The organism is Pseudomonas sp. Snoq117.2 (assembly GCF_900110545.1).
GTDB classification, from domain to species: domain Bacteria; phylum Pseudomonadota; class Gammaproteobacteria; order Pseudomonadales; family Pseudomonadaceae; genus Chryseomonas; species Chryseomonas benzopyrenica.
Genome location: NZ_FOED01000001.1, coordinates 143,166 through 157,254 on the forward strand (window position 1 = coordinate 143,166; position 14,089 = coordinate 157,254).

Consider the following 14,089-nt stretch of genomic DNA (forward strand, 5'->3'; position numbering starts at 1 on the left):
GGACGCCCCATGACCCGCCTCAAACCTCTGCTGTTCGCCCTCGGCCTCTTCAGCACCGCAGCCCTGGCTGCCCCCCTCAAGATCGGTACCACCGCCGCCTTCGCCCCGCCCCTGGAAGTGGCGGTGCAGGAGGCCAAGGCTGCCGGCGTGGACGTGGAGATCGTCGAATTCAGCGACTGGATCGCCCCCAACACCAGTCTCGCCAACCACGACATCGACGCCAACTACTACCAGCACATCCCCTTTCTGGAGAACGCCAAGCGCACCGCCGGCTATGACCTGGTGGCGGTGGCGCCGGGGATCATCAACAACGTCGGGCTCTATTCGAAGAAGTACCGGACCCTGGCCGAGGTGCCCAAAGGGGCGCGGGTGGCCATCGCCAACGATGCCATCAATGGCGGCCGTGGCCTGTTGCTGCTGGAGAAGGCCGGCTTCATCACCTTGAAGCCCGGCGTCGGCTACCACGCCACCCTGGCGGACATCACCGGCAATCCCCGCGATATCCAGATCGTCGAGCTGGAAGCCGTGCAGCTGGCCCGCTCCCTGGACGACGTCGACGTGGCCCAGGGCTATCCCCACTATCTGCGCCTGGCCAAGACCATCGATCCCAACCAGGCCCTGCTGTTCGATGGCCTTGACCACCCCGAGTACGTCATCCAGTTCGTCGCTCGCCCGGACAACAAGGACGATCCACGCCTGGCCAAGCTGATCGATGTCTACCAGCACTCGCCCAAGGTCCGCGCCGCCCTGGACCAGGCCCATGGCACCCTCTGCCAGCCGGGCTGGAAGGACTGATCGCGCCCGGCGCCTGCTGATGGTGCGCTGACCGTCTGGCCAGGACTGTGCCGAATCATAAACTCGTCGTCGAAGATTGCCGACGGACGTGAGCCAGTCCGGCGGCGGACTGATCGACCTCAGTACCCGTTGCCCCCAACGATGGTGGCCACCGTCCGCGGCGTATCATCCCACGGCCCAGCCCGAGCGCTGTCGCGCCGGCTGCGGATTCGCCACCAATACCGCTTCGCGTGGTGGTAACCGGGCGAAAGCTATTCTCACCACCACTTGGCCCTGCCAAACACGAGCCTGCTGCGGCAAGATAAGCAGTAATTCCGTGCAGTTGCATCTGTCGCCACTGGCGCCGGACACCCAAACGCCTAGAGGCTATTCCTGGCCATGCTGATTCATTCCATCCAACTAAAGCAGTTTCTGAGCTTCGGCGATTCAGCCGAGGCGCTCGCCCTGGGTCCCCTGAACGTCATAATTGGCCCAAACGGCTCGGGCAAGTCGAATCTTCTGGAAGCCGTCGCCCTGCTGCAAAGCGCGCCTGACCAGTTGCTCAAGCCTATTCGCGAAGGCGGTGGCGTCCACGACTGGCTACACAAGGACAGCCCCGGTACGCCTGAAGCCTCGCTCGAAATCGTGATAGAAAGTCCCAGGGGACCGCAACCTCTGCGCTATCGCCTGGCCTTCACTGCGGTCGGTCAGCGATTTGAATTGGTCGATGAGCGCATCGAAAACCAGAAGCCTACGAAGGACCATCCGCGCCCTTACTTCTACTATCAGTTCAACGGCGGCCGCCCTGTATTGAATGTGAATGGTGAAACGCGCTCGCTACAGCAACAAGACATCGACCTGCAGACCTCCATCCTGGCCCAGCGCCGCGATCCCGATCAGTATCCGGAGATCACCTATCTGGGCCAGATCCTGCGTCGAATCAGACTCTATCGAGAATGGAGTTTCGGTCGCTACACCGCGCCACGTCTGCCGCAGAAGACCGACCTGCCGAGCCAGCACCTGGAACCCGACTGCAGCAATCTCGCGATGGTCTTGAGTCGTTTGCGGCGTGATCCGGTGCTGAAGCGCCGGCTGCTGGAAGCGTTACAGGTGCTGTATGCCGGTATCGACGATTACGACCTGCAGATCGATGGCAGCACCGTTCAGGTGTTCTTCCATGAAGGCCGGCGCGCCATTCCTGCCACCCGACTCTCCGACGGCACCTTGCGCTATCTTTGTTTGCTCGCGGTTCTTTGTCATCCCGAGCCTCCCCCACTGGTCTGCATTGAAGAGCCCGAACTGGGATTGCATCCGGATGTGCTGCCCACACTCGCTGAGTTACTCAAGGAGGCAGCCACTCGCAGCCAGCTTATCGTCACCACCCACTCCGATGTGTTGATCGACGCCTTGAGTGATTGTCCCGAGGCCGTCGTGATAGCGGAGAAGTCGGAAAAGGGCACGCAACTGACGCGCTTGGATGCGGAACAGCTCAAGCCCTGGCTGGAGCGCTATCGTCTCGGCCAACTCTGGACGAGAGGCGAGCTGGGAGGGACGCGCTGGTGAGACTCTACGTGGAAGGCGGCGGCGAGTCCGCCGCCCTCAATACCGCCTGCCGGGAAGGTTTTTCCAAATTTCTGCAAAAAGCCAAGCGGGCCGGACGCATGCCACGGATCATCGCCTGCGGCAGCCGAAGAAATGCCTATGAGTCCTTTTGCATAGCCATTCGTAATGGCCAGGCAGCCATGTTACTGGTGGACAGCGAGGAAGGCGTATTGGCCGTCGCACAGCCAGGTAGCAAGCAACAGAGCCAAGCCTGGCGCCCTTGGTTGCACCTGAAGAACAGGCAGGGCGATGGCTGGGCAATGCCCCAGGGAAGCAAGGATATGCAGTGCCACTTGATGGTCCAGTGCATGGAAGCCTGGCTGCTTGCAGACCCTCAAGCCCTGGAAGATTTCTTTGGGCAGGGCTTCAGGCGAACCGCCTTGCCGGCCATCGACGGCCGTCTCGAAGAGATAGACAAAGACCGGCTTTACCAGGCGTTGGCAAAGGCTACCGCCAAGTGCAAGACCAAGAGTCGCTATGGCAAGGGCGAGCACTCCTTCAAATTGCTGGGGCTCATAGATCCCAGCAAGGTCACGGCGGCCTCCCCCTGGGCAAAACGCTTCATTGATGCGTTGTAGGCTCGCGCCCATGGTCTAGGCCGCCGCCTGGGCCGCGGCCCGGGCTTCGAGTTCGCGCACCAGCGGCAGCACCCGCCGGCCGAAGTACTCCACTTCTTCCTGGAAGTGCAGGAAACCCGCCAGCACCAAGTCAACACCCACTGCCTTGAGGGCGACGATGCGCTCGGCGATCTGCTCGGGGGTGCCGATCAGGTTGGTCTTGAAGCCGTCGTTGTACTGCACCAGGTCTTCGAAGCTGGACTTGGCCCAGTTGCCCTCGCCTTCCGGACTGGCCGCGCCGGCATTGCGCGCCTCATGACCGAAAGCCTGGACCGCCTCCGGGTTGGCCTTGGCGATGATCTCGTCGAGCACCGCGCGGGCCTCGGCCTCGGTGTCCCGGGCGATGACGAAGGCATTGACGCCGACCTTGATCGAATGACCGTTCGCCGCGGCCTTGGCGCGCAGGTCCTCGACCTGGGCGCGGATACCCTCGGGGGTGTTGCCGTTGGTGAAGTACCAGTCGGAGACCCGCGCCGCCATGTCCCGTGCGGCGCGGGAGCTGCCACCCTGGAAGATCTCCGGGTGCGGCTGCTGCAGGGGCTTGGGTTTGAGGGTGTAGTTGCGGAAGCGATAGAAGTCGCCGGCGAAGCTGAAGCTGTCCTGGGTCCAGATGCCCTTGAGGGCGCGGATGAATTCCTCGGAGCGCCGGTAGCGCTCGTCGTGGTCGAGCCAGGGCTCGCCGATGCCGTGGAATTCGCCTTTGAACCAGCCGGACACCAGGTTGATGGCGACCCGGCCATTGGTGAGCTGGTCGATGGTCGCCAGCTGCTTGGCTGCCAGCGCCGGATTCCAGGGGCCGGGCAGGATGGCGGCGATCACCTTGAGCCGCTCGGTGGCGGCCAGCAACGCATGGCTGAAGGCCACCGATTCATGCTGGTACTCGGCGCCATAACCGGCGGTGAAACGGATCTGCGTCAGGGCATAGTCGAAACCGGCCTGCTCGGCGAGCTGGGCCAGCTTGCGGTTGTAGTCGATGCCCCAGTGGGTGCGCTGCTCGATGGTGCTGACCACCAGGCCGCCGCTGACGTTGGGGACCCAATAGGCGAATTTGACGGGGACGTGGGACACGGTTGTTTCCTCCAGGTGACGCCGCCGTCGAGGGCGGTCGAGATGATGGCTACCCTGGACTAATCAAGAACCGGACCAACAGAGATAATCCTTACAAATCAATCATTTAAAAGAAAATCTTGGCATCGACAGGCTGTTTCGACCCAGGCAGCTGCTGGGTCCCTGTCTCCTCCGCAACAGCAGGCAGAGGCTCTGGCCTGGGCTTTTGCCCGCTGACTGTCCAATATCGAAAACGACGACGCCCGGAGGACCAAGGGCCGCTCCGGGCGTCGCAGGGGAAAGAACGAGGAGTTAACGCGCCCGCAGGTGCCGCACGTAGCGATCGCCGATGAACTGGATGCCGCACACCAGCACCACCAGGATGGCGATCACCACGGCCATCACCTGGCTGTCGTAGCGCTGGTAACCGTAGCGGATCGCCAGGTCGCCGAGACCGCCCGCGCCTATGGCGCCGGCCATGGCCGAGGCGCCGATCATGGCCACCAGGGTCACGGTGAAGCCGCCGATGATGCCGGGCAGTGCCTCCGGCAGCAGCACGTTGAAGACGATGTGGCGTCGCTCGCAGCCCAGCGCCTGGGCCGCTTCGATCACCCCGCCGCCGACCTCGCGCAGGCTGACCTCGGCGATGCGGGCGAAGAACGGCGTGGCGCTGAGGGTGATGGGCACCACCGCCGCCCAGACGCCGATGGTGGTACCGGTGATCAGCCGCGTCAGCGGGATCAGGGCCACCAGCAGGATGATGAAGGGCGTGGCGCGAAAGGCGTTGATCACCGTGCCCAGTACCCGGTTGAGGGTCGGCGCGGCGAAGATGGCGCCACGTCCGGTGGTGACCAGCACCACCGCCAGAGCGATGCCGGCGAACCAGACGATGGCCGCGGACACGCTGACCATGGTCAGGGTATCGAGAAAGGCTTTCCACAGCGCCTTGAGCATGAAGTCAGACATAGCCCAGCACCTCCGCCCGGGCGAACAACCCGGTCTGGGTCAGGAAGCTGGCCAACCGTCGCTCCGGCGCCACGGTCGCCACCAGCAGGCGGCCCAGGGCATGGCCCTGGATTCGGTCGATACCGCCATGCAGCAGTTCGACCGGTGCGCCGAGGGCCTGGCCCAGCGCCTGGAAGTCGGGCTCCGCGCCCTGGCCGTCGTAGTGGAGCTCCAACACGGCCCGGGCACCAGACTGCCGGGTGGCAGCGAGCCGCCTGGCCAGATCCGCCGGCAGCTGGGCCGCCAGGGGGGCCAGCAGCGCCCGGGTGGCCTCCGCCTGGGGTGCGCCGAACAGCTGCCACACCGGTCCCTGTTCGACGATGCGCCCGTGCTCCAGCACCACCACCCGGTCGCAGATCTGGCGAATCACCGCCATCTCGTGGGTGATGAGCACGATGGTCAGCCCCAGGCGGCGATTGATGTCCTGCAACAGCGCCAGGATCGACTGGGTGGTCTCCGGGTCCAGCGCCGAGGTGGCCTCGTCGCAGAGCAGCAGCTCGGGCTTGAGCATCAGGGCACGGGCGATGCCCACCCGCTGCTTCTGGCCGCCGGACAGACGGGAGGGATAGACCTGCTCCTTGCCCTGCAGGCCCACCAGTTCCAGCAATTCCCGGGCCCGGGCTTCGATCTCGTCACGACGAAAACCGGCGGCCTTGAGCGGCAGCGCCAGGTTCTCCAGCACCGTCTGCGAGGCCAGCAGATTGAAGTGCTGGAAGATCATGCCGATGCGCCGCCGCAGCGCTACCAGCCGGTCGCCCTGCAGGGTGCCGATGTCGACGCCGTCGACCAGCACCTGGCCGGCACTGACGTCTTCCAGGCGATTGAGGGTGCGGATCAGGCTGGACTTGCCGGCGCCACTGCGGCCAATGATGCCGAAGATCTCGCCACGCGCGATGCTGAGGTCGATGTCCGCCAGGGCGGTCACCGGCAGCGCGCCGCCGGTATAGACCTTCTGCACCCCGCTCAGGCGCAGATGCTCGCGCGCGGAGGCGGCTTGGGGTTCGAGGGGCGGCTGCGCCGCCGCGGCGGGTTTACGCAGGGCAGTGTTCATCGGGCAGCCTCCTGTCGATTCAGCCAGGCCAGGCTGTAGAGCTGCGGATTGCCATAGGCCTGGGCGATGGCCTCGCGCACCCGCGGATCGTTCTGGAACACCTGGATGAAGGTACGAATCGCCGGGTCATCCGCCTTTTCCGGCTTGGTCACGAATCTCAGGGCATAGAGGTGGCCGCTGGCCTCGTCGTCGCTGAACAGCAGCGCGCTGTTGGGATCCGTCGTGCCGGCCGCGAGGATGTGCGAGGGATAGCTCTGCGCCAGGGTCACGTCGTCCAGCACCCGCGCCAGTTGTGGCCCGGGCAGCTCGATGAATTTCAGTTGCTTGGGATTGGCGACGATGTCCTGCAGGCTGGCCTTGGGTCCGGCGTCGGGCCGGAGCTGAATCAGGCCGGCGCGGGCATAGAGGTGCAGCCCGCGCCCCTGGTTGACCGGATCGTCGGCCACCGCCACGGTGGCGCCGTCCGGCACCTCGGCAAAGCTTTTCACGCGTTTGGAATAGAGGCCGACCTTGTTTTCCACCCCGTAGGCGATGGGCACCAGGCCGTAGCCGTTCTGGGCATTGGCATTTTCCAGGAAGGGTTGATGCTGAAAGTAGTTGACGTCGATGTCGCCATGGGCGAGCGCCAGATTCGGCGTGTTCCAGTCGCTGAAGGCGACGATCTCTACCGCCACGCCCCTTTCCCGCGCCACCTCGGCGGCGCGCTCCAGGGCGGCGTTCTGCGGACTGTCGTTGATGCCGAGGCGAATCTTCTGCAGCTCGGCCGCCTGGGCGGACAGCGCCAGGGTCGTGCTCGCCAGGAGCAGCCCAAGGCGCTGGAAAATCGGGGGAATAGCCATGGGAGACCTCGAGATGTCGAGGGCTCGTCCGGTGGTCCGGTGGAACCCGTAAGGGAAAAGGGATCAGCTGCCCTTCTGGTCGGGCGCATCGACGAAGAAATAGTCCTGCCAGCTGCTGGGCTGGTTGCGGATGGCCCCGATGCGATACATGAACTCCGCCAGCTTCAGGGTGTTCTGCGGCGCCGTGTCGAAATTGACCTCGGGGCTTTCGATGATCTGCTGGATCAGTGCCGGATCGAGACGTGAATTCTCGACCTTCACGTAGGTACGGGCGGCGGCGGCCTTGTCCTTCTCGATGATCTGCCCGGCCTCGATCAGCGCCTCGCGGAAGGCCTTGTAGGTCTTGGGATTGTCCCGGCGGAATTTCTCGGTGACGAACACCAGGTTGGGCGAGACGGCCCCTCCGAGCACGTCATAGGAACTGAGCACCTTGTGCACCTTGCCGCTGGCCAGTTCCTGCTCCTGGAACGGTGGATTGGCGAAATGGCTGTTGATCTCGGTACCACCGGAGATCACCGCGGCGGTGGCATCCGGATGGGGCACCGCCACGGTCAGGGGATCCAGGCGATTCCAGTTCTTCTCGCCGAAGGCCTGGGCGGCGGCGTACTGCAGGAAGCGCGATTGCACCGAGACGTTGACCGCCGGTACGGCGATGCGGTCCTTGGCGGTGAAGTCGGCCAGGGTCTTCACCTGCGGGTTGTTGGTGACCAGGTAGTTGGGAAAAGCCCCCAGGCTGGCCACGGCCTTGACGTTCTGCCGACCATGGGTGCGGTCCCAGAGCGTGAACAGCGGTCCGAGCCCGGCGGAGCCTACGTCCACCGCCCCCGACAGAACCGCCTCGTTGACGGCCGCGCCACCGGACAGCTTTATCCAGTCGACCTTGATGTCGACGCCCTCCTGCTTGCCGTGCTTCTCGATCAGCTGCTGGTCACGCAGCACATGGAGGATCACATAGGACACGCCGAATTGTTCGGAGATGCGCAGGGTACCCTCGGCCTGGGCCGCCTGGGGTGCGGCGATCAGCCCGGTGAGCAGGCTGACGGCGAGTCCCAAAGCCAGGGGACGACGGGTGAAGGGAAAACGTAAGGGCATCGTGGCACGCTCATCCATGGAATTGGCTTATAGCCTAATAAAGTTGTTCAGCGTTTTTGAAATAAGGATGGGTTATATGGATAGGCCGAGTGGCGGTGTGGCTTTTCCCTCACCCCAGCCCTCTCCCAAAGGGAGAGCGGGCGCTAGCGTACGTAGGTTGGCGCTGAGCTCTGATGGAACCACTCCCACTACCTGGCGCCTGGTCCGTAGGTTGGCGCTGAGCAAAGCGAAGCCCAACGGGCCAGGGACACCTGAACCACTGCCCTACTCCCGCGCCGCCTGCCGCGGCTGGTCCGGCTTGGCTACCTGAAACCCCTCCGCGAAGGTCCTCTGTGCATCCAACCGCTGCGGAATCAGGCCACTGCGATGGTAGAAATCCGCTGCCGCCTGCTGGTCGGCCACCACCTGGCGGTCGATGGGCTCCCAATGCAGCTGGCGTCTTTCGAATTGCAGACGGGCCACCGCCTCGGGAAAGCCGATGATCTGCGCCAGGGTCTTGGCATAGCTGTCGAGGTGGGCGTAGCCCCAGCGCTGGGCAGCGGCCAGACGATTGAGGTAGTCCTGCAATGCCGCGCGCCGAGCCGGATCGGCCAGAGCCGTGTCGGTGGCAGCCAGGAAGCTGTTGCCCGCCCAGAGCCCACGGCCGTTGACCAGCACCCGGGCGCCGTCGACCTGTTCGGCCTGGGCGGTATAGGGCTCCCAGGTCGCCCAGGCATCCACCGAGCCATTGGCCAGGGCCATCTTGGCGTCCACCGGGCCGAGGAAGCGAAAGCTCACGTCCTTGGCCGTCAGGCCCACCGAGTCCAGCGCCTTGAGGGCGATGTAGTGGCCGATGGAGCCACGCCCGGTGGCGATGCGCTTGCCCTTGAGATCAGCCGCGCTGCGCAGCGGCGAGTCGCGTGGCACGATCACCGCCGTACCATAGGGATCGGACTTGTCCACGGCAATGGCCTTGACCGGCGCGCCGGCAGCCAGGGCGAACAGCAGCGGACCATCGCCGATGATGCCGGCATCCACCGCGCCGGCATTGAGCGCCTCGGCCAGGGGCGCGGCGGCGGGAAATTCCGCCCACTGAATGCGATAACCCGGCAGGTCGCGCAGGCCATCGGCGGCCTCCAGCTGGGCGCGCATATTGCCCTTCTGGTCGGCGATGCGCAGGGTCAGGGGCTCGGCGGCCAGGGCCACGCTGGCGGCGAGTAGCAGCGGTAGCGCCAGCAGGGTACGGCGGATGAGAGTCATGGTTTGGCTTCCTGGGTAAAGACACTGGCATCGGCCAGGGCGGCGACGTCGACCGGCTTGGGCAGCACCTGGAGTTCGCTGAAGAGATCGGCCACCTGCTGCACCGCGACAAGGTCCGCCGGCCGCACCGGGCGCAGGCCACGGGAGGTGCGGGTGGAGATGGCCACCGCGGCGCCTTCCGGCAGGCGCGTCAATTCGGCGTAGACCCGGGCATAGTCCTGCGGATGAGCGACTGCCCAGGCCCGTGCCTGGGCCAGGCGCCCGGCGAAATCGGCGATGGCGGCGCGCTTGGCTGGATCCTCCAGCGACGCTGGCGTGGCAGTGAGAAAGCCCAGGGCAGTGGTCAGCCCCTGGCCGTCGCGCAGCAGCCGGGCGCCGTGCTGCTCGGCGATGCCCAGATAGGGATCGAAGGTCGCCCAGGCCTCGATCTGCCCGGCGTTGAAGGCGGCACTGGCATCGGTGGGTAGCACGAACTTGACCGTCACGTCCTCACGCTTGAGTCCGGCCTCCTCCAGGGCGGCATAGAGCAGGTGCTGGGAGATGCTGCCCTTGGCCGAGGACACCACCACGGTGCGCCCCTTGAGGTCCCTGACCGAACGGATCGGTGAATCAGCCTGCACCAGCAGCCCATTGGCCTGGGGATAGCCGACATTGGTGGCGATGAGCTTGAGCGGCACGCCGCCGGACGCGGCCATCAGCACCGGCAGGTCACCGGCGTAGGAGGTGTCCACCGCGCCAACGCGTTGGGCCTCGAACAGCGGCGCGGCGCCCTGGAAGTTGGCCCAACGATAGCTATAGGGCGCGCCTTCGAGGGTCCCGGCGGCTTCCATCATGGCGCGCAGCCCCCGGGCCTGGTCGCCCAGTACCAGGGTCACCCCGGAAAGATCCGGAGCCGCCTGGGCCTGTCCCAGCAACAGCGCCAAGCCCAGCGTGGCGAGCAGTCGCTTCATTGCGCGTACTCCCGGCCCTTGTGGCGCTCCAGCTGACGCACCGCCGCGTCCCAGTGACGGACATGGGCGCCGCGCGCCAGATTGCCGGGGATGAGCTCGCTGACCTTCTGGGCGACGGCGTCCGGAGCGATCACCAGTTCGGCACCGCCGCTCTGGGCCGCCAGTTGCGCCGCGCATGAACGCTCCAGGTAATAGAGGTGCCAGAAGGCCTCTTCCAGACTTGCACCCACGGTCAGCAGCCCATGGTTGCAAAGGATCATCGCCGGGTGCGCCCCGAGGTCGGCCACCAGTCGACTCTGCTCGTCCAGATCCAGGGCCACGCCCTCGTAGCCGTGATAGGCCAGGCGGCCAAAGAATCTCATGGCGTGCTGGGAAATCATCAGCAGTCCGCCGCGCTGGGCGGACACGCCGATGCCTGCCGCGGTATGGGTGTGCAGCACCGCATGGAGGTCCGGCTGGGCGCGATGGATGGCGCTGTGGATCACGTAGCCGGCCGGGTTGATGCCCAACCCGGTGGGGTCGAGGACGATCTCGCCGTCGATGTCCACCTTCACCAGCGAGGAGGCGGTGATCTCGTCGAAGGTCTGGCCGAAGGGATTGATGAGGAAGTGCGCGTCCGGCCCCGGCACCCGTAGCGAGAAATGGGTGTAGATATGGTCGGTCCAGCGTTCGCGGGCGGCCAGGCGATAGGCGGCGGCGAGCTTGATCCGCGCCCCCCATTCGGCGGCGGACACCTGGGCGCGGACGCTGGCGAGGGCGTTGTGGAAGGCGGTCATGCAGCGGCTCCAGAAGCAGAAGAGGCGCCAGGGCGACGGGCGTTGCCCTGGTCTGCTTAGAACCTAACGTTGTGAGTCGCCGAGACGGAAATATCGAATGCGCATAACCTAAGATGCACAAAATGGATAACCCAAACATAAAATTATGCGAATTATGGTTTTCAGCACAGAACCAATCGATCTAAGGTGCTGGGCGCCAGCCTTGCTTTAATGGCCGTCGTCGCCCACCCGTCTCATCCGTGGAGCCCTCCATGACCCTTAGGCTCGACCGCCTGCGCCTGTTCCTGCATGACCTCGCCACCCTGGTCGACGAACACCCGGCCGAACCGCAGCTGCTGCAGCGCGGCGCCGCCCTGCTCGGCGAACTGGTCCGCCATGACGACTGGCTGCCCGAGGACTGCGCCCTGCCCCGCCCCGAGCGCTACAGCCAGTACCTGCTGCATGCCGATGCCCGCCAGCGCTTCTCGGTGGTGAGTTTCGTCTGGGGGCCGGGCCAGGCCACCCCGGTGCATGACCACCGCACCTGGGGCCTGATCGGCATGCTGCGCGGCGCCGAGACCGCCCAGAGCTTCGCCCGCGACCCCGCCGGCCGCCTGCTGCCGGAAGGCGCTCCCGTGCGCCTGGAGCCGGGCCAGGTGGAAGCGGTCTCGCCGCGGGTGGGCGACATCCACCAGGTCAGCAACGCCTATGCCGACCGCACCTCCATCAGCATCCACGTCTATGGCGGCAACATCGGCGCCGTGCGCCGCGCCGTCTATGCCGCGGATGGCCAGGAAAAGCCCTTCATCTCCGGCTACACCAATCGCCAGCTGCCCAACCTGTGGGACCTGTCCCAGGAGACCGCCACACCATGACCGCCATCCGCACCGCCGAGGACATTCGCCAGGCCCTGCTCGCCGGCACCGAAGTCGCCCTGCTCGACGTCCGCGAGGAAGACCCCTTCGCCGCCGGCCATCCATTGTGGGCCGCCAATCTGCCGTTGTCGCGCCTGGAGCTGGAGGCCTGGTCGCGGCTGCCACGGCGCGACGTGGCCATTACCCTCTACGACAATGGCGAGGGCCTGGCCGAACGCGCGGCCGAACGCCTGCACGCCCTGGGCTACACCGACGTGGCCCTGCTCGACGACGGCCTGGCGGGCTGGCGCGCCAGCGGCGGCGAACTCTTCATCGACGTCAACGTGCCGAGCAAGGCCTTTGGCGAGCTGGTGGAAGCCCGGCGCCATACCCCCTCGCTGCCCGCCGAAGAAGTCCAGGCGCTGCTGGAGCAGGACGCCGATCTGGTGATCCTCGACGCCCGCCGTTTCGAGGAATACCAGACCATGAGCATTCCCGGTGGGGTCAGCGTGCCGGGTGCCGAACTGGTGCTGCGGGTGGCCGAGCTGGCACCCGATCCGCGGACCCGGGTCATTGTCAATTGCGCCGGCCGTACCCGCAGCCTGATCGGCGCCCAGTCACTGATCAACGCTGGCATTCCCAATCCGGTGGCCGCCCTGCGCAATGGCACCATCGGCTGGACCCTGGCCGGCCAGACTCTGGAACACGACCAGCAACGCCGCTTCGGTGCGGTGAGTCCGGCGACCCGGGCGACCGCCGCCGCCCGCGCCCGCCAGGTCGCCGATCGCGCCGGCGTCGCCCGCCTGCCCTTCAGCGAACTGGAGACCTGGCGCAGCGACGCCCAGCGGACCAATTACCTGATCGATGTGCGCACTCCCGAGGAATACGCCGCCGGCCACCTGCCCGGCGCCCGGTCGACGCCGGGGGGCCAGTTGGTGCAGGAGACCGATCACAGCGCCCCGGTGCGTGGTGCTCGCCTGGCCCTGGTGGACGACGACGGCGTGCGCGCCAACATGAGCGCCTCCTGGCTGGCGCAGATGGGCTGGGCGGTTGCGGTGGTCGACGACATCCCGACCGGCGCCCTGAGCGCCACTGGCCCCTGGCAGGCACCGGCGCCCACGCTGGGGCCGGTGGAGCGCATCTCGGTGACGCGGTTGCAGGAATTGCTGGCCGAGCCGGGCACCCTGGTAGTGGACGTCACCGCCAGTGCCAATTATGTGCAAAGGCATATCCCGGGCGCCGCCTGGGTGCTGCGCGCCGATCTGCCCGCAGCGCTGCCACCAGCCGAGCGCTATGTCTTCACCTGTGGCAGTGGCCAACTGGCCGCCTTCGCCGCCGTCGATGTCCAGGCCACCACTGACCGGCCGGTCCTGCTGCTGGAGGGTGGCACCTCGGCCTGGCTGGCCGCCGGCCTGCCGGTGGAAGCCGGCGAGACACAGCTCTTATCGACTCGGCGTGACCGTTACCGGCGCCCCTACGAGGGCACCGACGCCCCACGCGAGGCCATGCAGGCCTACTTGGACTGGGAGTTCGGCCTGGTCGAGCAGTTGCGGCGGGATGGCACCAGCGGCTTCCGGGTCATCTAGCCGCTGGTCCGCACGAAGGCCGCCACCCAGGCCGCCGTCTCCACCAGCGCCTGGGAATGGCTCAGGCCGCTGCTCTTGAGCGGCTTGAGATCGTGGTCGGCAGTGGCGATCCACTGCAGCTCGATGCTTGGCGCCAAGGTATAACCGGCCACCTCCTCGCGGGTGCCCAGGGCATCGCGCTCGCCCTGGACGATCAGGGTCGGCGTGGCCAGGGTCGCCAGGTGCTCGGTGCGCAGCCGCTCGGGCTTGCCCGCCGGGTGGAAGGGATAGCCGAGGCAGATGAGGCCAGCCGCACCCAGTTCGTCGGCCAGCAGACTGGCCATCCGCCCGCCCATGGACTTGCCCGCCAGCCACAGCGGCCCGCTTTCTGCCGCGCGCCAGGTAGCGACCATGGCCCGCCAGTGCTCCAGCAGGACGGGGGCCGGATTCGGCGGGCGCCGTTTGCCCTCGGCGCGCGCTCGCGCCATGTAGGGAAAGTCGAATCTCAGGGTACGGACCTCACGTCGGGCTAACTCCTCGGCCAGCTGTTGCAGGAAGGGACTGTCCATTCCCGCGCCGGCGCCATGGGCCAGCAACAGGGTCGCCAGGGGCGTACCTGCGGGTCGGCATTCGCGAAAGCTGTCGAGGTACAACTCGTCTGCCATGGGCTACTCCTCGTCAAAACGCCAGAGCTTAACC

At 66.2% G+C, this 14,089-nt stretch carries 14 protein-coding genes; 5 read left to right on the plus strand and 9 right to left on the minus strand.

Going from position 1 to position 14,089, the window contains the following annotated elements; genetic code table 11:
* Nucleotides 1–9 precede the first annotated feature (9 nt).
* The 3 genes from BMZ43_RS00795 (at nucleotide 10) to BMZ43_RS00805 (ending at nucleotide 2,954) form a co-directional block, all read left to right on the plus strand.
* Nucleotides 10–795 carry a MetQ/NlpA family ABC transporter substrate-binding protein gene (locus BMZ43_RS00795; protein WP_093249037.1) on the plus strand — a complete coding sequence of 262 codons (786 nt, stop codon included), beginning with the start codon at nucleotides 10–12 and terminating at the stop codon, nucleotides 793–795.
* Between the two features lie 378 nt (nucleotides 796–1,173).
* Nucleotides 1,174–2,337, plus strand: coding sequence for an AAA family ATPase (locus BMZ43_RS00800; RefSeq protein ID WP_093249040.1), 1,164 nt, complete (start codon nucleotides 1,174–1,176; stop codon nucleotides 2,335–2,337).
* Nucleotides 2,334–2,954 (plus strand): DUF4276 family protein, encoded by a 621-nt coding sequence (locus BMZ43_RS00805; RefSeq protein WP_093249043.1) that lies wholly within the window; start codon nucleotides 2,334–2,336, stop codon nucleotides 2,952–2,954. The genes BMZ43_RS00800 and BMZ43_RS00805 overlap by 4 nt, the downstream gene beginning before the upstream one ends.
* Nucleotides 2,955–2,969: 15 nt before the next feature.
* Here BMZ43_RS00805 and sfnG read toward each other — a convergent pair whose 3' ends face one another.
* The 8 genes from sfnG to BMZ43_RS00845 form a co-directional block, all read right to left on the minus strand.
* Complete coding sequence (gene sfnG / locus BMZ43_RS00810) at nucleotides 2,970–4,061, minus strand: dimethylsulfone monooxygenase SfnG (RefSeq protein ID WP_017639641.1); 1,092 nt, start codon at nucleotides 4,059–4,061, stop codon at nucleotides 2,970–2,972.
* 291 nt (nucleotides 4,062–4,352) lie between these two features.
* Nucleotides 4,353–5,006 (minus strand): methionine ABC transporter permease, encoded by a 654-nt coding sequence (locus BMZ43_RS00815; protein ID WP_093249046.1) that lies wholly within the window; start codon nucleotides 5,004–5,006, stop codon nucleotides 4,353–4,355.
* Nucleotides 4,999–6,096 (minus strand): methionine ABC transporter ATP-binding protein, encoded by a 1,098-nt coding sequence (locus BMZ43_RS00820; RefSeq protein WP_093249049.1) that lies wholly within the window; start codon nucleotides 6,094–6,096, stop codon nucleotides 4,999–5,001. The genes BMZ43_RS00815 and BMZ43_RS00820 overlap by 8 nt, the downstream gene beginning before the upstream one ends.
* Nucleotides 6,093–6,935 carry a MetQ/NlpA family ABC transporter substrate-binding protein gene (locus tag BMZ43_RS00825; protein ID WP_093249051.1) on the minus strand — a complete coding sequence of 281 codons (843 nt, stop codon included), beginning with the start codon at nucleotides 6,933–6,935 and terminating at the stop codon, nucleotides 6,093–6,095. Before BMZ43_RS00825 ends, BMZ43_RS00820 begins: the two co-directional genes overlap by 4 nt.
* Nucleotides 6,936–6,998: 63 nt before the next feature.
* Complete coding sequence (locus BMZ43_RS00830; protein WP_017639637.1) at nucleotides 6,999–8,027, minus strand: ABC transporter substrate-binding protein; 1,029 nt, start codon at nucleotides 8,025–8,027, stop codon at nucleotides 6,999–7,001.
* Nucleotides 8,028–8,291: 264 nt separating this feature from the next.
* Nucleotides 8,292–9,257, minus strand: coding sequence for an ABC transporter substrate-binding protein (locus BMZ43_RS00835; protein WP_093250931.1), 966 nt, complete (start codon nucleotides 9,255–9,257; stop codon nucleotides 8,292–8,294).
* A gap of 5 nt (nucleotides 9,258–9,262) precedes the next feature.
* The gene (locus BMZ43_RS00840) at nucleotides 9,263–10,216 is read right to left on the minus strand and encodes an ABC transporter substrate-binding protein (RefSeq protein ID WP_017639635.1); all 954 of its coding nucleotides are present in this window, start codon (nucleotides 10,214–10,216) and stop codon (nucleotides 9,263–9,265) included.
* Nucleotides 10,213–10,992: a class II aldolase/adducin family protein gene (locus tag BMZ43_RS00845; RefSeq protein ID WP_093249054.1), complete on the minus strand. Its 780-nt coding sequence runs from the start codon at nucleotides 10,990–10,992 to the stop codon at nucleotides 10,213–10,215. Before BMZ43_RS00845 ends, BMZ43_RS00840 begins: the two co-directional genes overlap by 4 nt.
* A 251-nt stretch (nucleotides 10,993–11,243) precedes the next feature.
* Between BMZ43_RS00845 and BMZ43_RS00850 the strand changes: the two genes are divergently transcribed.
* Nucleotides 11,244–11,846: a cysteine dioxygenase family protein gene (locus BMZ43_RS00850; protein WP_093249057.1), complete on the plus strand. Its 603-nt coding sequence runs from the start codon at nucleotides 11,244–11,246 to the stop codon at nucleotides 11,844–11,846.
* Nucleotides 11,843–13,411 carry a rhodanese-related sulfurtransferase gene (locus BMZ43_RS00855; protein ID WP_017639632.1) on the plus strand — a complete coding sequence of 523 codons (1,569 nt, stop codon included), beginning with the start codon at nucleotides 11,843–11,845 and terminating at the stop codon, nucleotides 13,409–13,411. The genes BMZ43_RS00850 and BMZ43_RS00855 overlap by 4 nt, the downstream gene beginning before the upstream one ends.
* Here BMZ43_RS00855 and BMZ43_RS00860 read toward each other — a convergent pair.
* Complete coding sequence (locus BMZ43_RS00860) at nucleotides 13,408–14,055, minus strand: alpha/beta family hydrolase (protein WP_017639631.1); 648 nt, start codon at nucleotides 14,053–14,055, stop codon at nucleotides 13,408–13,410. The two genes, BMZ43_RS00855 and BMZ43_RS00860, sit on opposite strands and share 4 nt — an antisense overlap.
* Nucleotides 14,056–14,089: the final 34 nt, after the last annotated feature.

Coding starts and splice junctions, on each gene's coding strand:
- BMZ43_RS00860 (WP_017639631.1), bottom strand. CDS start 14,055: ATGGCAGACGAGTTGTACCTCGACAGCTTTCGCGAATGCCGACCCGCA.
- BMZ43_RS00845 (WP_093249054.1), bottom strand. CDS start 10,992: ATGACCGCCTTCCACAACGCCCTCGCCAGCGTCCGCGCCCAGGTGTCC.
- BMZ43_RS00855 (WP_017639632.1), top strand. CDS start 11,843: ATGACCGCCATCCGCACCGCCGAGGACATTCGCCAGGCCCTGCTCGCC.
- BMZ43_RS00850 (WP_093249057.1), top strand. CDS start 11,244: ATGACCCTTAGGCTCGACCGCCTGCGCCTGTTCCTGCATGACCTCGCC.
- BMZ43_RS00830 (WP_017639637.1), bottom strand. CDS start 8,027: ATGCCCTTACGTTTTCCCTTCACCCGTCGTCCCCTGGCTTTGGGACTC.
- BMZ43_RS00800 (WP_093249040.1), top strand. CDS start 1,174: ATGCTGATTCATTCCATCCAACTAAAGCAGTTTCTGAGCTTCGGCGAT.
- BMZ43_RS00840 (WP_017639635.1), bottom strand. CDS start 10,216: ATGAAGCGACTGCTCGCCACGCTGGGCTTGGCGCTGTTGCTGGGACAG.
- BMZ43_RS00815 (WP_093249046.1), bottom strand. CDS start 5,006: ATGTCTGACTTCATGCTCAAGGCGCTGTGGAAAGCCTTTCTCGATACC.
- BMZ43_RS00820 (WP_093249049.1), bottom strand. CDS start 6,096: ATGAACACTGCCCTGCGTAAACCCGCCGCGGCGGCGCAGCCGCCCCTC.
- BMZ43_RS00795 (WP_093249037.1), top strand. CDS start 10: ATGACCCGCCTCAAACCTCTGCTGTTCGCCCTCGGCCTCTTCAGCACC.
- BMZ43_RS00825 (WP_093249051.1), bottom strand. CDS start 6,935: ATGGCTATTCCCCCGATTTTCCAGCGCCTTGGGCTGCTCCTGGCGAGC.